Here is a 22,670-nt window from a genome sequence, read left to right as displayed (position 1 = left end):
CACCGCACTGGTCACGAGCCCCGGAGGACACATGGCGTTCGGCTGGATCGACGAGCAGGCCGAGGCGCGCCGCAGGGCCGGACTCGTGCGCACGCTGCGCCCGCGCCCCGCCGACTCGCCGCTCCTCGATCTCGCGAGCAACGACTACCTCGGGCTCGCCCGCCATCCGGAGGTCACCGAGGGCGCGGCCCGGGCCGCGCACGTGTGGGGCGGCGGAGCCACGGGCTCCCGGCTCGTCACCGGCACCACCGAGCTGCACGCCGAACTGGAACGCGAACTCGCCGACTTCTGCGGGTTCGAATCCGCGCTCGTCCTGTCCTCGGGCTACGCGGCCAACCTCGCCGCCGTCACCGCGCTCGCGCCGCACGGCTCGCTGATCGTCTCGGACGCGGGCAACCACGCGTCGCTGATCGACGGCTGCCGGCTGGCCCGCGGTGCCACCCAGGTCGTCGGGCACGCGGACCCCGACGGTGTGCGCAAGGCGCTCGGCACCCACGAGGGACCCGCCGTGACCGTCTCCGACACGGTCTTCTCGGTGGACGGGGACGCGGCACCGCTCGGCGAACTCGCCCTCGCCTGCCGGGAGTACGGAGCGGGACTGGTCGTCGACGACGCGCACGGACTCGGCGTCCTGGGCGACGGCGGCCGGGGCGCGGCGCAGGCGGCGGGGCTCGCGGGAGACCCGGACGTCGTCGTGACCGTGACGCTCTCCAAGTCGCTTGGCAGCCAGGGCGGCGCTGTCCTCGGCCCGGCGGCGGTCATCGACCACCTGGTCAACACGGCGCGGACCTTCATCTTCGACACCGGGCTGGCGCCGGCGGCGGCGGGCGCGGCGCTGGCGGCGCTACGACTGCTGCGCCGCGAACCGCACCGGGCGGCGCGGGCGCGCGAGGTGGCCACGGCTCTGCACACCCGGCTGACGGCGGAGGGTCTGGCCGCGGTGCGGCCGGACGCCGCCGTGGTCTCCGTGCGGGCACCGTCCCCCGAACGGGCGGTGCGATGGGCGGCCGACTGTCGCGAGGCGGGCCTCGCCGTCGGCTGTTTCCGTCCCCCGTCGGTGCCCGACGGTATTTCGCGGCTGCGGCTGACGGCCCGCGCGGACCTCACCGAGGAGCAGATCGGGCACGCGGTGGACGTGATCAGCCGGAACCGGTGACACGGTGAACCGGTGAGGTGATCGACCGGTGGAGCGGTGAACCGTGCGGGACCGGGTCAGGTCAGTCCCGTGACGAATCCCTCCCAGACGTCGGGGGCGAACAGGAGGGCGGGGCCCTCCGGGTCCTTGGAATCGCGCACCGCGACCAGTCCGGAACAGGGGCCGGAGCCCGGACGCGCCGTCTCGACGCAGTTGTTCATTCCCGTACTGCGGCTGCTGCGCAGCCATCGCACGTCGTGCAGTGAGGTACTGGAGGGTACGTACCGAGGCATTGCAGACATGGGGGTGCCTCCTCACGCGCCGTCAGCTATCCCGGCGATGTAGTCCAACGAGTCCTCGGGCGAAAGGGCGTGGAACTGAAGGGCGTCGAAGGCCTCGGCGTAGGCCTGGAGGTCTTCTTTCTGCTCGAGATAGAGGCTACTCGTCAAGTGGTCGAGAACAACCACGTCCAGATCTGATGTGGTCGGAAATGAGAAAATAACGAAAGGGCCGGTGACTCCGATGTGTGCGCCGGCCCTGAACGGAAGTACCTGCAAGCGCACTTGAGGCAGCGTCGCGGACTCGCACAACCGGCCCAGTTGGCGGGCCATCACCTCGGGTCCCTCGACCTCCCGTCGCAGCACGGCCTCGTCCAGCACCGCCGACAGCCGCAGCGGCGGATCCGAACGCAGCACGTCCTGCCGGGCCAGCCGCACCTCGACCAGGGCGTCGAGTCTGCTCTCCTCCAGGCCGCCCACGGCGGCCCGCGTCACCGCCCGGGCGTACTCCGGCGTCTGCAGCAGCCCGGGTACGACGGAGGTCTCCAGGGTGCGCATGTCGCTGGCCCCCGACTCCAGGCTGATGAAGTCCCGGTACGTGGCCGGAAGCACCCCCCGGTACGCGTGCCACCAGTGATGACGGCCGTTGCCCTTCGACCCCGCCAACACGACCAGGAGTTCGCGCAGTTCCGGATCCTCGACACCGTACGCGTCCAACAGGCGTTCCACGTCGCCCGGTTTCACCCCGCTGGTGCCGGTCTCGATGCGGCTCACCTTGGACTGGTGCCAGCCGAGCAGACGCGCCGCCTCGCCGCTCGTGAGGCCCGAACCCGCGCGCAGCGCGCGCAGTTCGGCACCGAGCTTGCGGCGGCGGACCGCGGGACCGTGCTGCATGGCTGTTCTCCTTACTCCCTCCAAGTCGCCCGAATACGCTCTGCCGACGCAGAGTTCACCGCATCGAGCGACAGATATATGCATAACTCGGTGGATCGCACCCGTGACCCGCCCGGTAGTGGCAGTCTGGCGCAAGCACCAGTCCGGGACCGTACTCGAACCGTCCGCTCGGTGTCGGGCTCCGGTCGCGGGGGAAAGGGGCGACGCCGTCATGGCAGATCACCAGGAAGCAATCATCACGCTGCCGAGCGATCCCGTCTCGGTTTCCACGGCCCGGAAATTCGTTGCCGAGGTGTTGGCCGAATGGGGTCTGCCCTCCGACTCCGAAGTCGTCGAAACCGTACGCCTGATCGTGTCCGAACTGGCGACCAACGCCATCCAGCACACGTTCGGGCAGTCGCCCACCTACACCGTCGAGGTACGTCTCGACCGGGAGGAGCACCTGCGCATCGGGGTCACCGACAGCCATCCGCGCTTTCCGAGGCGGTTGCCCGCGGCCGTCCAGCAGGACAACGGCCGCGGCATGGTGATCATCCGCTGGCTGGCCGCCGAATGCGGCGGCAGACTCACCGTCCGGCCGACCCGGGAGGGCGGCAAGACGGTCGCCATCGACCTCCCCTGGACCGCACCCGTCCAGCCGGTGGTCGTCGCGGGCCCGCAAGAGCCGTAGGGCCGGGCCGCCCGGACCGGCCTCGGAGGTCGCGCCCGGACCGGTTCTAGAGGTCCGCCCGGTTGCCGGCCCGGTGTTGTCCGGCCCGTCCGAAGGTGCCCCGCAGCAGCGCGCGGAACGCGTCGGCCGCGGGCGCGGTCACGTCCGTGCGGTGGACGACCGAGATCGTCCGGCGCAGGTCCCCCGGCTCCAGCGACCGCGTCCCGACCGGGGTCGCGGCGGTCGCCGCCACCATCTCCGGCACCACCGCGATCCCGAGCCCCGCGCTGACCAGCGCGCACACCAGCGCGTACCCGGGAGTCTCGACGAGCACCGCGGGGGTGGCCCCCGCCCGGGCGAGCGCGGCCTCCACCGCCTGCCGGGGCGGGTGGTCCGGGGCCATGCTGATCAGGGGCTGACCGGCGAGCTCGGCGAGCGGCAGCCGGGCCGAACCGCCCGCGAGGAGGTGCCCGGGAGCGGTCACCAGCACCAGCTCCTCGACCAGGACGGGTTCGAGGGCCACGGACGCCGGCACCGGAACCGGTGGAGCGGGCTGGTACGTGTGGGTGAGGGCCAGGTCCACCTCCCCGGCCGCGACCGCCGCGATCCCGTGCGGGGGCTCGTAGTCGGCCACCGCGAGTTCCACGTCCGGGTGGGCCCGGCGGAAGGCGCTGAGCACGGGCGGCAGCAGATGGATGCCGGCCGTCTGGAAGGTGCCCAGACGCAGGGTGCCGCCCGACAGCTCCGTCAGCCGTGCCAGCTCGTGCCGGGCCAGCTCCATCTCGCCGAGGATCCGGCGGGCCCGCGCCACCAGCAGTTCACCCGCCTCGGTGAGCCGTGCCCCGCGGTGGGAACGCGTCAGGAGCGTCGCTCCCACCTCCCGCTCCAGTTTCGCCACCTGTTGGGAGAGCGCCGGCGGGGTGTATCCGAGACGCTCGGCCGCCCGGGTGATCGACCCCGCCTCGGAGACCGCCACCAGAGCCGCGAGCCGCGTCGGGTCGTACATGGGAACCCTCCCGGGGGCGGAGCACCGCGACGGGCCACCGGACCGTCGGGTCCGGACATCGCCGCCGCGTCCGTCAGGACACCGCCGCCGGGTCCGGACGGACGCCGGGCCTAAACGATCGCTTCAGGCCTGCCCAGGATATTCGACATACCCACTGAAGGCCCGGGCCGGGCAGCCTGGGCGCATGGACGCACAGTTGGTCGCCTTCACGGGCGTCGCCGCGGGCATGGTCGCGATGCCGGGCGCGGACTTCACCGTGGTCGTACGCAACGCCCTCGTCTCCCGCCGGGCCGGAATCGCGTGCGCCCTCGGTATCGCGGGCGGACTGCTCCTGCACACGGCGCTGGCCGTCGCCGGGGTCGCCGCGGTCCTCGCCGCCGTACCGGCGCTGTTCCGGACCCTCCAGCTGCTCGGTGGTGCCTACGTGCTGTACCTGGGCCTGAGCACGCTGCGCTCGACCCGCCGCCCGGGGCCCGAGACGGGCGCCGTGGCAGGCGCGGGGACGGGATCGGGTGCCGTGACAGGCACGGGGCCGGGGCCGGGCGTCGCGACGGGGGACGGGCCGGGTCCCGGCGCGCGTCCGCTGCGCCAGGGATTCGTCACCAACGCGCTCAACCCGAAGGCCCCCGTCACCTTCCTCAGCCTGCTGCCGCAGTTCGTGCCGGCGGGCAGTCCCGCGATGCCGCGGACGCTGCTCCTGGCGCTGATCGTGGTCGTCCTGGCCCTCGTGTGGTTCCCGGTGGTCGCGCTCCTGGTGGACCGGCTCGGACGGTGGCTGCGCGGGCCGCGCGCCCTGCGGGCCGTGTCGGGGGTCACCGGCTCCGCTCTCACCGTTCTGGGTCTTGTCCTCGTGCTGGAGCCTCTGAGGGGCTGAGACGGCGCTGCACGAGCCAGGGCAGCAGGACCCACAGGGCCAGACAGGCGGTCAGCGTGCCGGCCCCTGCGGCGATGCCCGCGGCGCGCCCCAGCACCACGTCCACGACGAGCAGCACCGAACCGGTGAAGGCGAGCATCAGGACGTACAGACCGGCGGTCGCGAGCCGGGAGGAGAGGCGCACGACGGCGGCCTTGGCGTTTTGCTGGAACAACGACCGGTGCAGGGCGGCGGGGGCCGTGAAGAGGGCGGCGGCCAGCACGACCAGGAGCAGCGTGACGACGTAGGTGGCCCGCTGCGCGGTGTCCAGGGACGGGAAACGCAGGGTGAAGGCGAGCGTCAGCAGGAAGGCGAAGAGGATCTGGACCCCGGTCTGGGTGACGCGCAGTTCCTGGAGCAGTTCGGCGAAGTTGCGGTCGGCCCGTTCGAGGGGTGTCTCGCGGCGCCCTGACGCCCGGGCGGGCTGGGCGGGGCCGTTCCCCTCGGGCGTCTCGTCGCGGGGCGTGCGGGCCGGGTCGGCGGTCATGCGGAATGAGTAACCGTTCCGTCCGTGCCGCACACAACCGGGGAGCTTCGTGGCCGAAGGGGTGGCGGTACGTGCCGCCACCCCTTCGGTCACAAGGTCAGCTGACCCTGCCGTACCAGACGCTTCTCGTCCAGATCTTCTGGAGCTTCACCACTTCCCCGGTCTTCGGGGAGTGCCAGAGCTTTCCCTTCCCGGCGTAGATGCCGACGTGGTACACGTTCCGGCCCGAGTGGAAGAACACGAGGTCACCGGCCTTGCGATGCGAGGCGGAGACATGATGCGTCTTGTTGTACTGCGCCGCGGCCGTACGAGGCAGCTGCTTGCCCGCCTTCTTGTACGAGTAGAGCGTGAGCCCGGAGCAGTCGAAACGGTGCGGTCCGGTGGCGCCCCACTTGTAGGGGGCGCCGTGCTTGGACGCCGCGACCTGGAGTGCCTTCGTCGCCGGCGTGGCCGCCTGGGCGTCGGGTGCGACACCGGGGACCACGAGGCTGCCGCCCACGGCGGCGATGGTGAGCGCCGAGGCCGTACCGGCCCGGGTCCACAGCGACGGGACACGATTGAGCGCAGTCATGCGCAACCCTTCGTCAGCCGCCTGTGAAGGATGACCTGTCGGATTCGGGCTGGCGAAGTTGCCCGGCCGCGGTTGCGGCTTCACCCCAAGGTCCGCCCGGATCGCTCCGGCGGACCGTCGTGCTGGGTCCTCCACTCCTGCCGATGCACATCTGTCGACCGGGCATCCGGGCGGCGGCAGGACTCGGCGTCCGCCCGGACCGCCCCGCCGCTGCGGCGGGGGCTTGTCGTCGGAGGGATCTTCACTCATGAGTGAGGGAAAATCCGAGTGGAACCGGTGTTTTGTGGGCTTACTCACCACTCACCCGTTCGGGTGGACACCCCTCTGTTCGACGGGGTGTTGGGGACACCGATGAGGCCCGCACCTGCGACGAAGGGCTTCATCCCGCCTTTGGGACCCGCTTGTTGCGCAAGTTGGAGGGGTCTCAGAAAGGACCGTTCGCTACGCCATCGGTGGGTACACCATCCGGTCCGTTTGAGTCCTGATCCGGACGCCGCGCGAACCCGGCGCGTACCGGCTCCCGTGTGGGGGTGCGTCAACTGTCGGACGCGGGCGGCACGGTGACCCGGGCGGCGCGCCGCTCGCCGTCGAGGACGCGCAGGGCCTGGGCCAGAGTGGGGGCGTGCACCTCGCTCTCACCCCGTTGGTGCATCAGTGTGAGCGCGTCCCGCAGAGCCGCGGCCTTGCCGACCAGTGCCTGAGCCGCCCTCAGGCCGCGATAGGTGTCACCGGGGCGGGCCGGGTTGATGCGGCCGAGCAGGTCGACCACGTCCAGGTAGCGGTCGATCAGCTCGGCCTCGGCACGGGTCAGCGCGGGCAGCGGGGGGAGGTCCGGGATCATCGGCCGTTCACCTCGGGCCGGACGTCTCGGGCGAGGACCCGCGGTTCGCGACGATCCGGTCGATCAGCCCGTAGGCCAGCGCCGCCGGAGCGTCGAGGATCTTGTCCCGCTCGATGTCCGCGCCGACCTGTTCGGGGCTCCGTCCGGTGTGCCGTACGAGCATCTCCTCGAGGGTTTCGCGGGTGCGCGCCAACTCGTCCGCCTGGATGGCCAGATCGCTCACCTGCCCGTGGATCGGCTCCGGGGCCGACGGCTGGTGGATCAGGACGCGGGCTCCCGGCAGCGCGAGCCGCTTGCCCGGGGCGCCGGCGGCCAGCAGGACGGCCGCGCTCGACGCCGCCTGGCCGAGGCAGACCGTCTCGACGTCGCAGGTGACGAACCGCATCGTGTCGTAGATCGCCGTCATCGCGCCGAAGGAGCCTCCGGGGGAGTTGATGTAGAGCGAGATGTCCTGCTCGGGGGCCTGGTGTTCGAGGTACATGAACTGCGCCGTCACATCGTTCGCCGAGGTGGCGTCGATGGGTGTCCCGAGGAACACGATCCGCTCGCCGAGCAGTTTGGCGTACGGATCCAGCGTCCGGTGCCCCGTACCGGTGCGTTCGGTGAACTCGGGCAGGACGTGGCGGGCGGACGGGTGGGTCATGGTGGCGCCTCCTCGGATCGACGTCTGTAAAAAATGTACAGGACGTACGTCCCTGGAAGGGGGGTCACGCTGAGAGCGGAAACGGCGCCGCGCCGGGACCCGGAGGGGAGCCGGGGGCGGTGCGCACGGCTGGTCGGCGGGGTCGCGCACCCTCCGGGGTGCCGGAGGCCCGGTCTAAGCTGGACGCCATGGCCTACGAGATTCCGGTGACGCAAGCCAGGGCTGAGCTCGCCGAACTGATCAACCGCGTCGTGTACGGCGGCGAGCGCGTCGTCGTGACGCGGCACGGGAAGCCGCTCGTCGCCCTGGTCTCGGCCGCCGACCTGGAACGCCTCGAAGGACTCGAGGAGCCCGCCGACGAGCAGGTGATCAGCTCCCTGTCCAGCGTCCGCGAGGTGGCCTCCGCGCCCCGCGAACGCCAGCGGTTCGGCATCGCCGCGGAGCACCGGGGGCCCAGCGCCTCCTAGGGCCGGGGCCGTGCGGGCCCGCCCGTCGGGGAGCGCCCGCCAGGGAGCGGTCGTGTCGGCGCGTCACGAGCTGTGGGGTCCCCAGGCCGGGGCGAGCCGGGGGAGTGGCGGCCGGAATCGCTCGTACCGGAGGCGCTCGGGTGTCCGGCCGTCGAGGCGGGACTTCCCGCCCGAGCCGGTCCGCCGGAAGGGAGCGTGAGGGTGCCTGGGCGTCTTCGGGCGGATGATCCTGGCCGGCGCGGTACCCGGGCCAGGTCCCGGCCCGCCGTCCCCACGTGGCGTCACAGTCACGCCGTCCGCCGTCCGCCGTCCGCCGTCCGCCGTCCGCCGTCCGCCGTATACGGTCCGGTCCCTGGCGGTGCGACCGTGCGACGGTCCGCCGGACCGTCGGTGCGGGCCACGCGGTGGAATCGGGGGAGCCGGGCCGTCGGGAGGACGGGGCGAGGCCCTGTGGGCCGCCCCGAAAGGGATCAGCGGCCGGTTAACGTCCTCGAAACTCCGGCCAACTAGCGTGCCCCTCCACGCCACCAGGGGTCTCGGTGGCGCCGGCCACCGGGCCCCGCGCGGTCCGGAGCGAGGATGTGAGGTGGGACGCCGTGCAACTGACTCCGCACGAGCAGGAGAGGCTGCTGATCCATGTGGCCGCCGACGTCGCCGAGAAGCGCAGGGCCCGCGGGCTGAAGCTGAACCATCCCGAAGCCGTCGCCCTGATCACGTCGCACCTGCTCGAAGGCGCCCGCGACGGCCGTACCGTCGCCGAGCTGATGTCCTCCGGGCGCAGGATCCTCACCCGGGACGATGTCATGACAGGCATCCCCGAGATGATCCACGACGTCCAGGTCGAGGCGACCTTCCCGGACGGCACCAAGCTGGTCACCGTCCACGACCCGATCGTCTGACGGGGGAGCGAGCACCGTGATTCCCGGAGAGATCCTCTTCGCCGACGATCCCGTCATCCTCAACGAGGGCCGTGAGGTCACCCGGCTGACCGTCCTCAACGCCGCCGACCGTCCCGTACAGGTCGGCTCCCACTACCACTTCGCCGAGGCCAACCCCGGGCTCGCGTTCGACCGCGCCGCCGCGCACGGCCGACGGCTCAACGTCGCCGCAGGCACCGCCGTGCGCTTCGAGCCCGGAATCCCCGTGGACGTCGAACTGGTCCCGATCGCCGGCGCCCGCGTGGTGCCCGGACTGCGCGGCGAGACCGGAGGCGCCCTCGATGCCTGAGCTCTCGCGCGGCGCGTACGCCGACCTGTTCGGTCCCACCACCGGCGACCGGATCCGCCTCGCGGACACCGACCTGCTCGTCGAGATCGAGGAGGACCGCTCGGGCGGACCCGGACTCGCCGGTGACGAGGCGGTGTTCGGCGGCGGCAAGGTCATCCGGGAATCCATGGGCCAGTCGCGCGCCACCCGCGCGGACGGCACCCCGGACACCGTCGTCACCGGTGCGGTGATCATCGACCACTGGGGGATCGTCAAGGCCGACGTCGGCATCCGCGACGGCCGGATCACCGGCATCGGCAAGGCCGGCAACCCGGACACCATGGACGGGGTCCACCCCGACCTGGTGATCGGCCCCGAGACCGAGATCATCGCGGGCAACGGGCGGATCCTGACCGCGGGCGCCATCGACGCGCACGTCCATCTGATCTGTCCGCAGATCGCCGACGAGGCGCTGGCCTCCGGCATCACGACACTCGTCGGCGGCGGCACGGGCCCGGCCGAGGGCTCCAAGGCCACCACCGTCACGCCCGGCCCCTGGCACCTGGCCCGGATGCTGGAGGCGATGGAGGGGTACCCGGTCAACTTCGGCCTGCTCGGCAAGGGCAACACCGTCTCGCACGACGCGATGCTGTCCCAGATCCGGGGCGGCGCGCTCGGCCTGAAGATCCACGAGGACTGGGGTTCGACGCCCGCCGCGATCGACGCCGCGCTCACCGTCGCCGACCGCACCGGCGTCCAGGTCGCCATCCACACCGACACCCTGAACGAAGCCGGGTTCGTCGCCGACACGCTCGCCGCCATCGGCGGACGCGGCATCCACGCGTACCACACCGAGGGCGCGGGCGGCGGGCACGCGCCGGACATCATGACCGTGGTCTCCGAGCCGCACGTGCTGCCCAGCTCCACCAACCCGACCCGGCCCTACACCGTCAACACCGCCGAGGAACACCTCGACATGCTGATGGTCTGCCACCACCTGAACCCCGCGGTGCCCGAGGACCTGGCCTTCGCCGAGTCCCGTATCCGGCCGTCGACCATCGGGGCCGAGGACATACTCCACGACCTCGGGGCCATCTCGATCATCTCCTCGGACTCCCAGGCGATGGGCCGCGTGGGCGAGGTCGTCATGCGGACCTGGCAGACGGCCCATGTGATGAAGCGGCGCCGGGGCGCGCTGCCGGGCGACGGCCGCGCGGACAACCGTCGCGTACGTCGCTATGTCGCCAAGTACACGATCAACCCGGCGCTCGCGCAGGGGCTCGCCCGCGAGATCGGCTCCGTGGAGACCGGCAAACTCGCCGACCTGGTGCTGTGGGAGCCGGCGTTCTTCGGAGTCAAGCCGCAGCTCGTGATCAAGGGCGGAATGATCGCGTACGCGCAGATGGGCGACGCCAACGCGTCCATCCCGACCCCGCAGCCGATCCTGCCCCGGCCGATGTTCGGGGCGATCGGACGGGCCCCGGCCGCGAACTCGTTCAACTTCGTGGCGCCGCTCGCCATCGAGGACGGACTGCCCGAACGGCTCTCGCTCGGCAAGCGGTTCGTCGCCATCGAGTCGACACGGTCGGTGACCAAGGCCGACATGCGGGAGAACGACGCGCGGCCCGACGTGCGGATCGACCCCGACAGCTTCGCCGTGCACATCGACGGGGAACTCGTCGAGGCGACTCCGGCCGCCGAACTGCCCATGGCCCAGCGTTACTTCCTCTTCTGATGTCGCGGGCAGCACTTCTCGTCCTGGCCGACGGCCGCTTTCCCGCCGGAGGGCACGCGCACTCCGGCGGGGCCGAAGCCGCGGTCGAGGCCGGACGGATCACCGGAGCGGCGACCCTGGAGGACTTCTGCCGGGGCCGACTGCGCACGACCGGACTCGTCGCGGCCGCGCTGGCCGCGGCGGGCGCCCTCGGAGTCGATCCGGTGGCTCTGGACGCGGCGGCCGACGCGCGCACGCCCTCGCTCGCGCTGCGTGTCGCCGCGCGCCGCCTCGGACGGCAACTCGTGCGGGCGGCCCGGGCGACCTGGCCCTGCGCCGAACTCGACGCGCTGGCAAGGGAGTTCCCCAAGGGAGCTCATCAGCCGGTCGTGCTGGGCGTGACGGCGAGGGCCGCCGGCCTCGGTCCCGAGGACGCCGCGTACTGCTCGGTGTACGAGTGCGTCAGCGGGCCGGCCTCGGCGACGGTGCGGTTGCTGAGCCTCGACCCGTTCGACGCGACGGCCGTGCTGGCCCGGCTGGCGCCGGAGCTGGACGTCGTCGCCCACGCCGCGGCGGGCGCGGCACGACGGGTCCTCGACGACGGGGTCGACGTGCTGCCCGCGGCCTCGGCGCCGCTGCTGGAGATCGGCGCCGAAGCCCATGCGTCCTGGCCCGTACGGCTGTTCGCGTCCTAGGCCCTGTCGTCACATTCCCGCCCGCCCCGTGACGGCAGGACCTGGCGGCCGCGGGCTCCCGGACCCACGGGAGCCCGAAGACCGTCCCGGTGTCCCGCCGTCCGGGTCGCCGAGACCCTGGCACCCGGGACGGCCGTCACCCGCCCCGTCCCCTCCCGACCGCAACGCCCCGAACGAATCTGGAGCCCGCCGTGCATCTCGACCACACTCTCCACGGGCCGTCCGCGGTCAGCGCCGACGCCCGACGGCCCGACGGAAGGCGCCGTGCCCTGCGCATCGGGCTCGGCGGCCCCGTCGGCTCCGGCAAGACCGCCACCGTCGCCGCGCTCTGCCGGGCGCTGCGCGACGAACTGTCCCTCGCCGTCGTCACCAACGACATCTACACCCGCGAGGACGCCGAGTTCCTGCTGCGGGAGGCGGTGCTGCCCCCGGAGCGGATCACCGCCGTCGAGACGGGCGCCTGTCCGCACACCGCGATCCGGGACGACATCTCCGCGAACCTCGAAGCGGTGGAGGACCTGGAGGACGAGGTCGGACCGCTCGACCTGATCCTGGTGGAATCGGGCGGCGACAACCTCACCGCGACCTTCTCCAAGGGGCTGGTCGACGCGCAGATCTTCGTGATCGACGTCGCGGGCGGGGACGACATCCCGCGCAAGGGCGGGCCGGGCGTCACGACGGCCGACCTGCTCGTCGTGAACAAGACCGACCTCGCGCCGTACGTCGGCTCCGATCTGGGACGGATGGCGACCGACGCCAAGGCGCAGCGGGCCGAACGCCCCGTGGTCTTCCAGTCGTTGCGGACCGACGACGGGGTCACGGCGGTCGCGGGATGGGTGCGGGAACGGCTCGCGGCGTGGACGGCGTGACGACGGCCGGCCTGCGCGCCACCGCACGGATCGAGGCCCGGGACGACGGCCGGGGCGGCACGTCGCTGCCGGTGCTGGACGGCGAGGGACCGCTCGCCCTCCGCCGGGTCCGCGGCGGCGGGCCCGAGGCCCGCGTGATGCTGGTCGGGGCGATGAGCGGACCGCTCGGCGGGGATCACCTCACCATCGAGGCACGGGTCGGTCCGGGCGCCCGACTGCGGGTGGGCTCGGCCGCCGCCACCATCGCCCTGCCCGGACAGGCCAAGGGCGAGGCCCGGTACGACGTGCGCCTCGACGTCGCCGACGGAGGCGAACTGACCTGGCTGCCGGAGCAGTTGATCTCCGCCGGCGGCAGTGACCTCGTCGTCTCCTCCCGCGTGGACCTCGGGCGCGGCGCCCGGCTCGTCCTCCGGGAGGAGCAGGTGCTCGGACGCGTGGGTGAGGAACCCGGGCGGCTCACCAGCCGTCTCACCGTGCGGTACGGCGGGCGGGCCCTGCTCGACCAGGAGGTGGCGTGCGGTCCCGGTGCGCCCGGGGGCTGGGACGGACCCGCCGTCCTCGCCGGTCACCGGGCCGTAGGACAGCTGGTCCTCGTGCGACCGGAGTTCGAGAAGGAGATGCCGTCGGCCCGGCCGCTGGGCGCGTGCGCGGCGCTCACCCCGCTCGCCGGGCCGGCCGTGCTCGTGACGGCGCTCGCCCCGGACGCGCTGCTGCTGCGGAGGGTGCTGGACGAGGCACTGCGCGGGCTCGCCTGACGTCGGCCGTTCCCGAGCGCCCGAAGGCAACAGCCGGTGCGGGCAAGCGGGTTCACGAAACATTCACCGCTCAACGGAACAAGGCATACCGGCTATCGGATTAGTAAAGAACACCGGTCACGTCTGTTGCCAGGGGCCTCACAGCCGCGAGGATCACGGAGACAATCGCAACCATGTACGGGGAGGCCCCACTTGAGGTCTACAAGACCGACGAGACGGGTGACAGCGCTCGGTTCGGCCGGAGCACTCGTCACGGCGACCCTGATAGCCGGAGCCGTCGCGGCTCCGTCGGCCACCGCCGACTCGCGTCAGGGCCGGAGCCACGGTCAGAGCCGCGAGCAGCGCGGCGCGGCCATCGCCGCGGAGCGGGCCGCCGAGGCCGGGATCGACTGGAAGGACTGCCCGACGGACTGGGGCTTCGAGAAGCCGATCCAGTGCGGCTGGGTCAGCGTGCCGCTGGACTACGCGCACCCCTACGGCAAGCAGCTCAAGCTGGCCGTGGACCGCATCGGGAGCACCGGCACCAAGGAGGAGCGCCAGGGCGCGCTCGTCTACAACCCGGGCGGCCCCGGTGGTTCGGGCATGCGCTTCCCGCGCCGTGTCACCACCAAGGCGCCCCTGTGGGCGAACACCGCCAAGGCGTACGACTTCGTGGGCTTCGACCCGCGCGGTGTCGGCCACTCGGCACCCATCTCCTGCATCGACCCGCAGGAGTTCGTCAAGGCGCCCAAGGCAGACCCGGTCCCGGACTCCGAGGCCGACAAGCGCGCCCAGCGCAAGCTGGCCGAGGAGTACGCGGACGGCTGCGCCGAGCGCAGCGGCAAGGCCGTGCTGGCGCAGATGACCACGCCCAACACGGCTCGTGACCTCGACGTCATCCGGGCCGCGCTCGGCGAGAAGAAGCTCAACTACCTGGGCGTCTCGTACGGCACGTACCTCGGCGCCGTCTACGGCACGCTCTTCCCGGGGCACGTGCGCCGCATGGTCGTCGACAGCGTCGTCAACCCCGCGCGCCAGAACATCTGGTACCAGGCCAACCTGGAGCAGGACATCGCCTTCGAGGGCCGCTGGAAGGACTGGGAGGACTGGGTCGCCAAGAACGACGCGACCTACCACCTCGGCGGCACCCGCGCCGAGGTGCAGGCCCAGTGGCTGAAGGTCCGCGCCGCCGCGAAGAAGGCCCCGCTGGGCGGCGTCGTCGGCCCCGCCGAGCTGATCTCCTTCTTCCAGAGCGCGCCGTACTACGACTCCTCGTGGGCGCCGACCGCCTCGGTGTTCAGCAAGTACGTCGCCGGCGACACCCAGGCGCTCGTCGACGCCGCGGCCCCGGACCTGTCCGACACGGCCGGCAACATCTCCTCGGAGAACGGCAACGCCGTGTACACGGCCGTCGAGTGCACCGACGCCCAGTGGCCCACCAGCTGGCGGAAGTGGGACCGGGACAACTCCCGGCTCCACAAGGACTACCCGTTCATGACGTGGGCCAACGCCTGGATGAACCTGCCGTGCGCCACCTGGCCGGTCAAGCAGCAGACCCCGGTGAACGTGACGACCGGCAAGGGTCTGCCGGCCGTCCTGATCGTGCAGTCCACCAATGACGCCGCCACTCCGTACGTCGGCGCCGTCGAGCTGCACAAGCGGTTCAAGGGTTCCCGCCTGATCACCGAGAAGGGCGCGGGCTCGCACGGTGTGACCGGTCTGGTCAACCCGTGCATCAACGGGCGGGTGGATTCCTACCTGCTCACCGGCAAGACGGACGCGGCCGACGTGACCTGCGCGTCGCACGCCACTCCGCAGCCGTAGTCAGCGCGGTACGAGGGGGCGGCCGGTCCATCCGGCCGCCCCCTCGGTCGTACCCGCCGCGCCGCGGGGGCGCGTCGGACCGTCCCCGTCTCAGGACGCGAGCCAGGCGTCCTCCGCCGCGTAGTCGAAGAGATCCCCGTAGTTCCTGGCCATCGCGGGATAGGCCTCCCGCCAGTCCCGCCCCGTGAGCTGCCGCTCGATCGAGGCGATCGTCTCCGGGAGCGTGTCGGCGTACCGGACCACCGGGCGGTAGCCCAACTCCCGCTCGGCGGCGCTCATGTCGCAGATCACCGGCAGGGGAACGGTCCAGGGCGTGTCGCCCACCGTGGGCGACGGGGGAGGCCCGTCGACGAGGACGTCCTCCGTCTCGGCGCCCATCACCGCGTCGACGGCCCGCGCGATCTCCGCGACGGTCGGCGCGTCGGGGTCGCAGGCGTTGAGGACGCGCGAGCCGGGTCGCGCGGCGGCCAGCCGGATCAGCTCGGCGAGGGTGTGCACGCTCACCGGATGGAAACGGCTCGCGCCGCCGTACGCGAGGACGCGCCTGCGGCGGCCGTCGAGATTGCGCTTGACCACGTACAGCTCGCGGGGCGCGCGGCCGTACGGGCCGTGGACGGCGCCCGCCCGCAGCAGCGTCGTCGGCAACCGGTCGCCCGCGGCGAGGAGTTCACGCTCCAGGGCCACCTTGCGCGTGCTGTACGTGGCCTCGCCGGGCGGGACGGTCGCCTGACGCTCGGGGATCGGCACCGGATAGGCGGGGAAGCCGTCCGGCTCGAACTGCGTGTCGAATCCGCGGCCCTTGTCGTCCTCGTACACCGACACGCTGGAGATGACGACGGCCGAGCCGACCCGGTCGGAGAGGGCCGTCAGCTGCCGCGCGTGGGCCGCGCCGTACGCGACGATGTCCACCAGCACGTCGCAGCCGTCACCGACCACCGCGGCCGGCGCGGGGTCGTCCTCCCGGTCGAGCGCCGCCGTGCGCACCCCGGCGGGCCAGCCGTCGTCACGGCCGCCGCCGCGCGACGCGGCCGTCACCTCCCAGCCGTCCAGGGCGAGCGCCCGCACGGCCGCGCGTCCGATCTGTCCTGTCGCCCCGATCACCACAGCACGTCTCATGTGTAAGAAACGTACAGGATGTACGTACGAGTTCCCGGGCCGGTCAACTCATGGGCATCCGGGGGAACCTGCGTCCCTGCTCGCCCTTCTCGGCGGCCTTCTCAGCCGCCTCCTCCGCCTTGACGTCGGCCGCGTACCGGTCGACGTACTCCTGGCCGGAGAGGGACAGGACGGCGTACATGATCTCGTCCGTGATGGCCCGCAGGACGGCCTTCTCGCCCTCCATCCCGGCGTAGCGCGAGAAGTCGAGCGGCTCGCCGAAGCGGATCACCACGGGGTGGATCCGCGGGAGCTTCCTGCCGGGCGGCTGGGCCTCGAAGGTGCCGATCATCGCGCAGGGAATGACCGGGGCCTGGGCCCGCAGCGCCATCACCGCGACGCCGACCTTGCCCTTGTACAGCCGTCCGTCGTGCGAGCGGGTGCCTTCGGGGTAGATGCCGAGCAGCTCGTCCTTGCGCAGCACGCCGAGCCCCTCGCGGATCGCGGCCTGCCCCGCCTCCTTGCCGGAACGGTCGACCGGGATCTGCCCGACGCTGCGGAAGAAGGCGGCCGTCAGCCGTCCCTTGATCCCGGGCCCGGTGAAGTACTCGGCCTTCGCCAGGAAGGTGATCCGGCGCTTCAGGATCGCGGGCATCAGGAAGTGGTCGGCGAAGGACAGGTGGTTGCCGGCCACGATGGCGGGGCCCGACGACGGGATGTGCTCAAGGCCCTCGATCCGAGGCCGGAAGGCCAGTCTCAACAGCGGACCCAGAAGCAGGTATTTGAGCACGTGATAGAACACTGGGGCACTCCTCATTTCCCCGGGGAGCGATCAGTGTAGGCGCGGCCGCCGTCGGGCGTAACCGATGTGGTGTCACTCTCTGTGGCCTGTTGGCCGATATCAGATCCCTCGCGTCAGTACTTTCTCCAGGGCCCCCAGAGCCGACCGGAGTTCCTCGGCCGTGATGGTGAGCGGGGGTGCCAGCCGGATGGTCGAACCGTGCGTGTCCTTGACCAGAATCCCCTCGTCCATCAGGCGCCGGCTGATCTCGCGGCCCGTGCCGACGGCCGGGTCGATGTCTACTCCCGCCCACAGCCCGCGCGCGCGGAAGCCCTCGACGCCCCGGCCCACCAGGGCCGCCAGCCCGTCCCGCAGGACCACGCCCAGCTCGGTCGCCCTGCGCTGGTACTCGCCGGTCTCCAGCAGGGCGACGACCGCCGAGCCGACCGCCGCGGCCAGCGGGTTTCCGCCGAACGTGGAGCCGTGTTCACCCGGGCGCAGCACCTCCATCACGTCCCGGCGTCCGACGACCGCGGAGACGGGCACGATGCCGCCGCCGAGCGCCTTGCCGAGAAGCAGCAGATCGGGCAGGACCGACTCGTGTTCCACCGCGAGGGTGGTGCCGGTGCGACCGAGCCCGGACTGGATCTCGTCCGCGACGAACAGGCAGTCGGTGCGGCGGGTGAGCGCGCGGACGCCCGCGAGGTAGCCGTCGTCCGGGATGACCACGCCCGCCTCGCCCTGGATCGGCTCGAGCAGCACCGCGGCCGTCGTCTCGTCGATCGCCGCCTCGAGCGCGGCCAGGTCGTTGTACGGCACCACCCGGAAGCCCGGCGTGAAGGGGCCGAAGCCGGCCCGGGCCGTCTCGTCGGTGGAGAAGCTGACGATCGTGGTCGTACGGCCGTGGAAGTTGTCGGCCGCCACCACGATCGTCGCCCGGTCGGGCTCGACGCCCTTCACCTCGTACGCCCATTTGCGGGCCACCTTGATGGCGCTCTCCACCGCCTCGGCGCCCGTGTTCATCGGCAGGACCATGTCCAGGCCCGTCAGGGCGGCCAGGGACTCGGCGAACCCGGCCAGCCTGTCGTTGTGGAAGGCCCGCGAGGTGAGGGTGAGCCGGTCGAGCTGGCGGTGCGCGGCCTCGATCAGCACCGGGTTGCGGTGGCCGAAGTTGAGGGCCGAGTAGCCCGCCAGCATGTCGAGGTAGCGGCGGCCCTCGACGTCCTCGACCCAGGTGCCCTCGGCGTGCGCGACGACCACGGGCAGCGGGTGGTAGTTGTGCGCCAGGACGGGGGCCTCGGCCCGGATCAGTTCGTCGGAGCCGCGCGTACCGGTGTCGGCGGACGTGCGCGTACGGGCGGGAGCGGTCATGAACGGATCTCCTGAGTGCAGCACTTGATGCCGCCGCCGGCCTTGTGGAGCTCCGAGAGGTCGACGGGGACGGGGACGTAGCCGTGCCGGACGAGCTGGCCGGCGAGGGCCTCGGCGCGCGGCGCGATGAAGACGTGGCGTCCGTCGGAGACGGAGTTGAGGCCGAAGGCGAAGGCGTCCTCGCGGGTCGCGAGCACCGCGTCCGGGAACAGGCGGCCCAGCACCTCGCGGCTGCCCGGCGAGAAGGCGTCGGGGTAGTACGCGATGTTCGCGTCGTCGAGGACGAAGAGCGCGGTGTCGAGGTGGTAGAAGTGCGGGTCGACCAGCTGGAGGCCGATCACCGGGACGCCGAAGAACTCCTGTACCTCGCGGTGCGCCTCGGGTGTCGTGCGGAAGCCGGTACCGGCCAGGACGTAGCGGCCCGCCGGGACGAGATCGCCCTCGCCCTCGCACACCGACTCGGGGCGGTAGACGTCGAAGCCGGCCGCCTTGAACCAGGTGTCGTAGGCGATGGACTCGGGGCGGCGCTCGGGCGCGTGGAAGGACGAGCCGAAGACACGGTTCTCCAGCACGAGCGCGCAGTTCGCGGCGAAGACCATGTCGGGCAGACCGGGCACCGGTTCGACGGAGTCGACGGTGTGGCCGTGCGCGCGGTAGGCACTGATCAGTGCCCGCCATTGATCGCGCGCGAGATCGACGTCCACGGGGGTGTCGGGACGCATCCAGGGGTTGATGGCGTACTGCACGGCGAAGTGTCTGGGTTCGCAGACGAGAAAGCGCCGGAGGCGCGGCACACGGCTGTCGGGCACAGAGAGGTTCCTCCGCTTCCTGCGGTGTCGACGGGTGGGACGTCTCCACGGTAAGAAGCGAGGGCTTCGCGCGACAAGCGAGGAGAGCTGCGCGTGTACGCAGCACTGCTGCGTGATCTGTCGGGTCAGCGCACGTTTCCTGCGTCATCGGGGGCCGCGTGTGTCGCCCCCGCCTCCGGGGCCTCGGGCAGCAGATGGGACAGGACCATGTAGCTGATCGTCTTCCGGATGAACGGTTCCACCCGGATGCGCTCCAGGACCTCCTCGAAGTGCCCCACATCCGTGGCCCGTACATGCAGCAGGGCGTCCGCGCCGCCGGTCACGGTCATCGCCGCCGTGATCTCCGGATGGTTGCGCACCACCTCCGCGAGCCGCCGCGGCGGCGCCGCGCCCTCGCAGTACACCTCGACGTACGCCTCCGTGCGCCAGCCGAGCGCCGCGGGCTTCACCGTGGCGGTGAACCCGGTGATCACACCCGTCTCGCGCAATCGGTCCACGCGGCGCTTGACCGCCGTCGCGGACAGGCCGATCGCCGCGCCGATCTCCGCGAAGCTCGTCCTGGCGTTGGCCATCAGAGCCGTGATGATCTTGCGGTCGAGGTCGTCGAACATCGCGGGCTTGCTGCTCATGGCGGCACTGTATCCAGCGGCGGCCTCCGCCCGGCCGGCCACGACGTCCACGTCCCGCACATGTCCAGCCGGGCCCAACGCTCCTACACTCCACTCTCATGCTGCGCGCGCTCGCCGTCGACGACGAACAACCGTCCCTCGAGGAACTCCTGTACCTGCTGAACGCCGATCCCCGGATCGGCAGCGCCGAGGGCGCGAGCGACGCCACCGAGGCGCTGCGCCGGATCAACCGGGCCCTGGAGTCAGGACCCGGCGGACCCGAGGCGATCGACGTCGTCTTCCTCGACATCCACATGCCCGGCCTGGACGGACTCGACCTCGCCCGGCTGCTCGGCGGGTTCGCCCAGCCGCCGCTCGTCGTGTTCGTGACCGCCCACGAGGGCTTCGCCGTCCAGGCCTTCGACCTCAAGGCCGTCGACTACGTCCTCAAGCCCGTACGCCGCGAACGGCTCGCCGAGGCGGTCCGGCGGACCGTCCAACTCCGGGACACCGCACCCTTGATCCCCGTCCACGAGCCCGACCCCGACCACATATCCGTCGAACTCGGCGGAGTCACCCGCTTCGTGGCCGTCGACGACATCACGCACGTCGAGGCCCACGGCGACTACGCCCGGCTGCACACCGCCCAGGGCAGCCATCTCGTGCGCATCCCGCTGTCCACCCTCGAGGAGCGATGGCGCCCCCGGGGGTTCGTCCGCATCCACCGGAGCCACCTCGTCGCCCTGCGCCACATCGGCGAACTGCGCCTGGACGCGGGCACGGTGAGCGTCCTCGTCGACTCCGTCGAACTCCAGGTCAGCCGCCGGCACGCCCGCCAACTGCGCGATCTGCTGCTGCGCCGGACCACGAGCTGAGGAGGACGGCGTGCCGCAGGACCCCACCGAACGCCGGGTGACCGTCACCGGAGAGCCCAGGCGCACCCTCCCCGCGGCCCGGCTCCGCTCGCGCGGTCGCCACCCCCACGGGTCGGGCCACTACCGGCCGCGGACCGAGATCGACGAACAGACCACACTCGGCCACACCTATGTCCGCTCCCTGATGCGCAGTCAACTCCGCGCGGGGGCGACGGTGTTCGCCGTCCTGGTGCTGCTCGTCGGCCCGCTGCCGCTGGTCTTCGCCGCGATGCCGGACGGCGCGACCCTGGAATGGGCCGTCCTCGGCTTCTGCGTGTATCCCCCGCTGGTGCTGCTCGCCCGCTGGTACGTACGACGGGCGGAGCGCAACGAGAAGGACTTCGTGCGCCTGGTCGAGGACCGCTGAGCCGTGAACGAGAACTACTCCGTCCCCGCCGTCGCCCTCGTCGTCGTCGCGACCGTCCTGGTCGGCGCGTTCGGGCTGCGCATCTCCCGGACCACCTCCGACTTCTACGTCGCCTCGCGCACCGTCGGCCCCCGGCTCAACGCGGCGGCGATCAGCGGTGAGTACCTCTCCGCGGCCTCGTTCCTGGGCATCGCGGGCCTGGTCCTCGTCCAGGGCCCCGACATGCTCTGGTACCCCGTCGGCTACACCGCCGGGTACCTCGTCCTGCTCCTCTTCGTCGCGGCGCCGCTGCGCCGCTCCGGCGCCTACACGCTGCCCGACTTCGCCGAGGCCCGGCTCGGGTCCCAGGCCGTCAGGCGGCTCGCCGGCGCGTTCGTCGTCGGCGTCGGCTGGCTCTACCTGCTGCCCCAACTCCAGGGCGCCGGGCTGACCCTCGCGGTGCTGACCGACGCGCCCGACTGGTTCGGCGGGGTGCTCGTGGCCGTCGTCGTGGTGGCCACGGTCGCCGCCGGAGGCATGCGCAGCATCACCTTCGTACAGGCGTTCCAGTACTGGCTCAAGCTCACCGCCCTGCTGGTCCCCGCCCTCTTCCTGATCCTCGCCTGGCAGTCCCACGACACCCCCCGCGATCCCTTCGCCGAACCGCCGACCTTCCGCGAACGCCGTCTCGTCCAGGTCGACGCCACGCTCGACCTGAAACTGTCGGGGCCGCTCACCGTCACCGTGACGGGCACCGTCGACGGCCGCCGGTACGAGGACGCGCGCGTCCGGCTCCCCCGGGGCGCCCACCACATCGAGCGGGGTACCGACCTGACCTTCGACCGGGGCGCCCCGGTCCCGGCGGCCGACCGGGGCGAGAACGACGGCATGTCGACCTCGCTGGCCGCGGGGCGCGAGGAACGCCCGCTGTACGCCACGTACGGCCTGATCCTCGCCACCTTCCTCGGCACGATGGGACTGCCCCACGTCGTCGTCCGCTTCTACACCAGCCCGCACGGTGTCGCCGCCCGCCGTACCACCGTCGCCGTCCTCGGCCTGATCGGCGCCTTCTACCTCCTCCCGCCCGTCTACGGGGCACTGGGCCGGCTGTACGCCCCCGAACTCAGCCTCACCGGCGACGCGGACGCCGCGGTGCTCCTGCTGCCCGACCGGATGATCGGCGGAGTCGGCGCGGACCTCCTCGGCGCGCTCGTCGCGGGCGGCGCCTTCGCCGCGTTCCTGTCGACCGCGTCCGGCCTGACCATGGCGGTCGCGGGCGTGCTCACCCAGGACGTGCTGCCCTCCCGCGGGGTACGCCACTTCCGGCTCGGAACCGTGCTGGCCATGGCCGTGCCACTCGCCGCGAGCGTGCTGGTGGGCGGGCTGCCGGTCGCCGACGCGGTGGGTCTCGCGTTCGCCGTGTCCGCGTCCTCCTTCTGCCCGCTGCTGGTCCTCGGCATCTGGTGGCGGCGGCTCACCCCGCCGGGAGCGGCGGCCGGGATGCTGGTCGGCGGGGGCGCCGCACTCGTCGCCGTCGCCGCGACCATGGCCGGCCTGCCGAACACCGGGTCCCTGCACGCGCTGCTCGCCTGGCCGGCCCTCTGGTCCGTGCCGCTCGGCTTCGTGACCATGGTGCTGGTGTCCCTGGTCACCGCCGCCCGCATACCGGCCGGAACGGCGGCGATCCTCGCCCGTTTCCATCTCCCGGAGGAACTCACGGACGGCCAGGTCCACGCGGCGGTGAGCGGGGCGGCGGGAGCGGCGGCGGGCGCCGCGGCGACGGGCGCGAAGGAGTCCGAGCGGTGAGGGCTTCGGCGCGC

At 72.2% G+C, this 22,670-nt stretch carries 26 protein-coding genes and 1 riboswitch; of the genes, 14 read left to right on the top strand and 12 right to left on the bottom strand.

What is annotated here, in order from left to right; translation table 11 throughout:
• The first annotated feature begins 31 nt into the window (after window positions 1-31).
• Window positions 32-1,156, top strand: a complete 1,125-nt coding sequence (locus tag ACFYW7_RS29260) for an 8-amino-7-oxononanoate synthase (RefSeq protein WP_389507722.1) — start codon at window positions 32-34, stop codon at window positions 1,154-1,156.
• A 56-nt stretch (window positions 1,157-1,212) separates the two neighbouring features.
• Here ACFYW7_RS29260 and ACFYW7_RS29255 read toward each other — a convergent pair whose 3' ends face one another.
• Window positions 1,213-1,437: a DUF397 domain-containing protein gene (locus ACFYW7_RS29255; protein WP_389507720.1), complete on the bottom strand. Its 225-nt coding sequence runs from the start codon at window positions 1,435-1,437 to the stop codon at window positions 1,213-1,215.
• Window positions 1,438-1,449: 12 nt separating this feature from the next.
• On the bottom strand, window positions 1,450-2,307 hold the full coding sequence (locus ACFYW7_RS29250; protein ID WP_389507718.1) for a helix-turn-helix domain-containing protein: 858 nt from the start codon (window positions 2,305-2,307) through the stop codon (window positions 1,450-1,452).
• A 211-nt stretch (window positions 2,308-2,518) separates the two neighbouring features.
• On the opposite strand from ACFYW7_RS29250, the gene ACFYW7_RS29245 reads away from it, so the two are divergent.
• A complete protein-coding gene (locus ACFYW7_RS29245; protein WP_389507716.1) occupies window positions 2,519-2,977 on the top strand; it encodes an ATP-binding protein in 459 nt (152 codons plus the stop codon).
• Between the two features lie 46 nt (window positions 2,978-3,023).
• Here ACFYW7_RS29245 and ACFYW7_RS29240 read toward each other — a convergent pair whose 3' ends face one another.
• Entirely contained in the window at window positions 3,024-3,962 is a 939-nt protein-coding gene (locus tag ACFYW7_RS29240; RefSeq protein WP_389507714.1) for a LysR family transcriptional regulator, read from the bottom strand.
• 184 nt (window positions 3,963-4,146) lie between these two features.
• Between ACFYW7_RS29240 and ACFYW7_RS29235 the strand changes: the two genes are divergently transcribed.
• On the top strand, window positions 4,147-4,836 hold the full coding sequence (locus ACFYW7_RS29235; protein ID WP_389507713.1) for a LysE family translocator: 690 nt from the start codon (window positions 4,147-4,149) through the stop codon (window positions 4,834-4,836).
• Here ACFYW7_RS29235 and ACFYW7_RS29230 read toward each other — a convergent pair.
• The 4 genes from ACFYW7_RS29230 to ACFYW7_RS29215 form a co-directional block, all read right to left on the bottom strand.
• Window positions 4,790-5,362 carry a DUF6328 family protein gene (locus tag ACFYW7_RS29230; protein WP_389507711.1) on the bottom strand — a complete coding sequence of 191 codons (573 nt, stop codon included), beginning with the start codon at window positions 5,360-5,362 and terminating at the stop codon, window positions 4,790-4,792. The two genes, ACFYW7_RS29235 and ACFYW7_RS29230, sit on opposite strands and share 47 nt — an antisense overlap.
• A gap of 97 nt (window positions 5,363-5,459) precedes the next feature.
• Window positions 5,460-5,933: a C40 family peptidase gene (locus ACFYW7_RS29225; RefSeq protein WP_389507709.1), complete on the bottom strand. Its 474-nt coding sequence runs from the start codon at window positions 5,931-5,933 to the stop codon at window positions 5,460-5,462.
• Window positions 5,934-5,936: 3 nt separating this feature from the next.
• Window positions 5,937-6,100: riboswitch (cyclic di-AMP (ydaO/yuaA leader) on the bottom strand.
• 368 nt (window positions 6,101-6,468) lie between these two features.
• Window positions 6,469-6,774 (bottom strand): hypothetical protein, encoded by a 306-nt coding sequence (locus tag ACFYW7_RS29220; RefSeq protein ID WP_389507707.1) that lies wholly within the window; start codon window positions 6,772-6,774, stop codon window positions 6,469-6,471.
• A 7-nt stretch (window positions 6,775-6,781) separates the two neighbouring features.
• Window positions 6,782-7,417 carry an ATP-dependent Clp protease proteolytic subunit gene (locus ACFYW7_RS29215; protein ID WP_389507705.1) on the bottom strand — a complete coding sequence of 212 codons (636 nt, stop codon included), beginning with the start codon at window positions 7,415-7,417 and terminating at the stop codon, window positions 6,782-6,784.
• A gap of 188 nt (window positions 7,418-7,605) precedes the next feature.
• On the opposite strand from ACFYW7_RS29215, the gene ACFYW7_RS29210 reads away from it, so the two are divergent.
• The 8 genes from ACFYW7_RS29210 to ACFYW7_RS29175 all read left to right on the top strand — a co-directional run bounded on the left by ACFYW7_RS29210 (window position 7,606) and on the right by ACFYW7_RS29175 (window position 14,926).
• A complete protein-coding gene (locus tag ACFYW7_RS29210; RefSeq protein ID WP_389507703.1) occupies window positions 7,606-7,884 on the top strand; it encodes a type II toxin-antitoxin system Phd/YefM family antitoxin in 279 nt (92 codons plus the stop codon).
• Window positions 7,885-8,480: 596 nt separating this feature from the next.
• Window positions 8,481-8,783 carry an urease subunit gamma gene (locus tag ACFYW7_RS29205; RefSeq protein WP_389507701.1) on the top strand — a complete coding sequence of 101 codons (303 nt, stop codon included), beginning with the start codon at window positions 8,481-8,483 and terminating at the stop codon, window positions 8,781-8,783.
• A gap of 16 nt (window positions 8,784-8,799) precedes the next feature.
• Window positions 8,800-9,111, top strand: a complete 312-nt coding sequence (locus ACFYW7_RS29200; protein ID WP_389507699.1) for an urease subunit beta — start codon at window positions 8,800-8,802, stop codon at window positions 9,109-9,111.
• Entirely contained in the window at window positions 9,104-10,825 is a 1,722-nt protein-coding gene (locus ACFYW7_RS29195) for an urease subunit alpha (protein WP_389507697.1), read from the top strand. Before ACFYW7_RS29200 ends, ACFYW7_RS29195 begins: the two co-directional genes overlap by 8 nt.
• Window positions 10,825-11,499, top strand: coding sequence for an urease accessory protein UreF (locus tag ACFYW7_RS29190; protein WP_389507695.1), 675 nt, complete (start codon window positions 10,825-10,827; stop codon window positions 11,497-11,499). Before ACFYW7_RS29195 ends, ACFYW7_RS29190 begins: the two co-directional genes overlap by 1 nt.
• A 191-nt stretch (window positions 11,500-11,690) precedes the next feature.
• Window positions 11,691-12,368, top strand: a complete 678-nt coding sequence (ureG, locus tag ACFYW7_RS29185; RefSeq protein ID WP_389507693.1) for an urease accessory protein UreG — start codon at window positions 11,691-11,693, stop codon at window positions 12,366-12,368.
• Window positions 12,332-13,123, top strand: a complete 792-nt coding sequence (locus ACFYW7_RS29180; RefSeq protein WP_389507691.1) for an urease accessory protein UreD — start codon at window positions 12,332-12,334, stop codon at window positions 13,121-13,123. The genes ureG and ACFYW7_RS29180 overlap by 37 nt, the downstream gene beginning before the upstream one ends.
• A gap of 192 nt (window positions 13,124-13,315) precedes the next feature.
• Window positions 13,316-14,926 (top strand): alpha/beta hydrolase, encoded by a 1,611-nt coding sequence (locus tag ACFYW7_RS29175; protein ID WP_389507689.1) that lies wholly within the window; start codon window positions 13,316-13,318, stop codon window positions 14,924-14,926.
• Between the two features lie 90 nt (window positions 14,927-15,016).
• Here ACFYW7_RS29175 and ACFYW7_RS29170 read toward each other — a convergent pair whose 3' ends face one another.
• The 5 genes from ACFYW7_RS29170 to ACFYW7_RS29150 all read right to left on the bottom strand — a co-directional run bounded on the left by ACFYW7_RS29170 (window position 15,017) and on the right by ACFYW7_RS29150 (window position 19,611).
• Window positions 15,017-16,042, bottom strand: a complete 1,026-nt coding sequence (locus tag ACFYW7_RS29170; RefSeq protein ID WP_389507687.1) for an NAD-dependent epimerase/dehydratase family protein — start codon at window positions 16,040-16,042, stop codon at window positions 15,017-15,019.
• Window positions 16,043-16,085: 43 nt separating this feature from the next.
• The gene (locus ACFYW7_RS29165) at window positions 16,086-16,823 is read right to left on the bottom strand and encodes a lysophospholipid acyltransferase family protein (RefSeq protein WP_389507685.1); all 738 of its coding nucleotides are present in this window, start codon (window positions 16,821-16,823) and stop codon (window positions 16,086-16,088) included.
• A gap of 99 nt (window positions 16,824-16,922) precedes the next feature.
• Window positions 16,923-18,173, bottom strand: a complete 1,251-nt coding sequence (gene rocD, locus ACFYW7_RS29160) for an ornithine--oxo-acid transaminase (RefSeq protein WP_389507683.1) — start codon at window positions 18,171-18,173, stop codon at window positions 16,923-16,925.
• Window positions 18,170-18,982, bottom strand: a complete 813-nt coding sequence (ddaH, locus tag ACFYW7_RS29155) for a dimethylargininase (protein WP_389507681.1) — start codon at window positions 18,980-18,982, stop codon at window positions 18,170-18,172. Before ddaH ends, rocD begins: the two co-directional genes overlap by 4 nt.
• A gap of 125 nt (window positions 18,983-19,107) precedes the next feature.
• Window positions 19,108-19,611, bottom strand: coding sequence for an Lrp/AsnC family transcriptional regulator (locus ACFYW7_RS29150; protein ID WP_389507678.1), 504 nt, complete (start codon window positions 19,609-19,611; stop codon window positions 19,108-19,110).
• Between the two features lie 98 nt (window positions 19,612-19,709).
• Between ACFYW7_RS29150 and ACFYW7_RS29145 the strand changes: the two genes are divergently transcribed.
• From ACFYW7_RS29145 to ACFYW7_RS29135, 3 genes are read left to right on the top strand one after another with little or no spacing between them, the layout of a single operon-like run.
• Window positions 19,710-20,465, top strand: a complete 756-nt coding sequence (locus tag ACFYW7_RS29145; protein WP_389507675.1) for a LytR/AlgR family response regulator transcription factor — start codon at window positions 19,710-19,712, stop codon at window positions 20,463-20,465.
• Window positions 20,466-20,475: 10 nt separating this feature from the next.
• Window positions 20,476-20,871 carry a hypothetical protein gene (locus ACFYW7_RS29140; RefSeq protein ID WP_389507672.1) on the top strand — a complete coding sequence of 132 codons (396 nt, stop codon included), beginning with the start codon at window positions 20,476-20,478 and terminating at the stop codon, window positions 20,869-20,871.
• A 3-nt stretch (window positions 20,872-20,874) separates the two neighbouring features.
• Window positions 20,875-22,656 (top strand): cation acetate symporter, encoded by a 1,782-nt coding sequence (locus ACFYW7_RS29135; RefSeq protein ID WP_389507670.1) that lies wholly within the window; start codon window positions 20,875-20,877, stop codon window positions 22,654-22,656.
• The last annotated feature ends 14 nt before the right edge of the window (window positions 22,657-22,670 follow it).

The organism is Streptomyces sp. NPDC002580 (assembly GCF_042889485.1).
Lineage (GTDB): Bacteria > Actinomycetota > Actinomycetes > Streptomycetales > Streptomycetaceae > Streptomyces.
The sequence above is the reverse complement of the archived record's forward strand: the minus strand, read 5'-3'. Positions and strand labels throughout refer to the sequence as shown.

Coding starts and splice junctions, on each gene's coding strand:
- ACFYW7_RS29260 (WP_389507722.1), top strand. CDS start 32: ATGGCGTTCGGCTGGATCGACGAGCAGGCCGAGGCGCGCCGCAGGGCC.
- ACFYW7_RS29255 (WP_389507720.1), bottom strand. CDS start 1,437: ATGTCTGCAATGCCTCGGTACGTACCCTCCAGTACCTCACTGCACGAC.
- ACFYW7_RS29250 (WP_389507718.1), bottom strand. CDS start 2,307: ATGCAGCACGGTCCCGCGGTCCGCCGCCGCAAGCTCGGTGCCGAACTG.
- ACFYW7_RS29245 (WP_389507716.1), top strand. CDS start 2,519: ATGGCAGATCACCAGGAAGCAATCATCACGCTGCCGAGCGATCCCGTC.
- ACFYW7_RS29240 (WP_389507714.1), bottom strand. CDS start 3,962: ATGTACGACCCGACGCGGCTCGCGGCTCTGGTGGCGGTCTCCGAGGCG.
- ACFYW7_RS29235 (WP_389507713.1), top strand. CDS start 4,147: ATGGACGCACAGTTGGTCGCCTTCACGGGCGTCGCCGCGGGCATGGTC.
- ACFYW7_RS29230 (WP_389507711.1), bottom strand. CDS start 5,362: ATGACCGCCGACCCGGCCCGCACGCCCCGCGACGAGACGCCCGAGGGG.
- ACFYW7_RS29225 (WP_389507709.1), bottom strand. CDS start 5,933: ATGACTGCGCTCAATCGTGTCCCGTCGCTGTGGACCCGGGCCGGTACG.
- ACFYW7_RS29220 (WP_389507707.1), bottom strand. CDS start 6,774: ATGATCCCGGACCTCCCCCCGCTGCCCGCGCTGACCCGTGCCGAGGCC.
- ACFYW7_RS29215 (WP_389507705.1), bottom strand. CDS start 7,417: ATGACCCACCCGTCCGCCCGCCACGTCCTGCCCGAGTTCACCGAACGC.
- ACFYW7_RS29210 (WP_389507703.1), top strand. CDS start 7,606: ATGGCCTACGAGATTCCGGTGACGCAAGCCAGGGCTGAGCTCGCCGAA.
- ACFYW7_RS29195 (WP_389507697.1), top strand. CDS start 9,104: ATGCCTGAGCTCTCGCGCGGCGCGTACGCCGACCTGTTCGGTCCCACC.
- ACFYW7_RS29190 (WP_389507695.1), top strand. CDS start 10,825: ATGTCGCGGGCAGCACTTCTCGTCCTGGCCGACGGCCGCTTTCCCGCC.
- ACFYW7_RS29180 (WP_389507691.1), top strand. CDS start 12,332: ATGGGTGCGGGAACGGCTCGCGGCGTGGACGGCGTGACGACGGCCGGC.
- ACFYW7_RS29170 (WP_389507687.1), bottom strand. CDS start 16,042: ATGAGACGTGCTGTGGTGATCGGGGCGACAGGACAGATCGGACGCGCG.
- rocD (WP_389507683.1), bottom strand. CDS start 18,173: ATGACCGCTCCCGCCCGTACGCGCACGTCCGCCGACACCGGTACGCGC.
- ACFYW7_RS29150 (WP_389507678.1), bottom strand. CDS start 19,611: ATGAGCAGCAAGCCCGCGATGTTCGACGACCTCGACCGCAAGATCATC.
- ACFYW7_RS29145 (WP_389507675.1), top strand. CDS start 19,710: ATGCTGCGCGCGCTCGCCGTCGACGACGAACAACCGTCCCTCGAGGAA.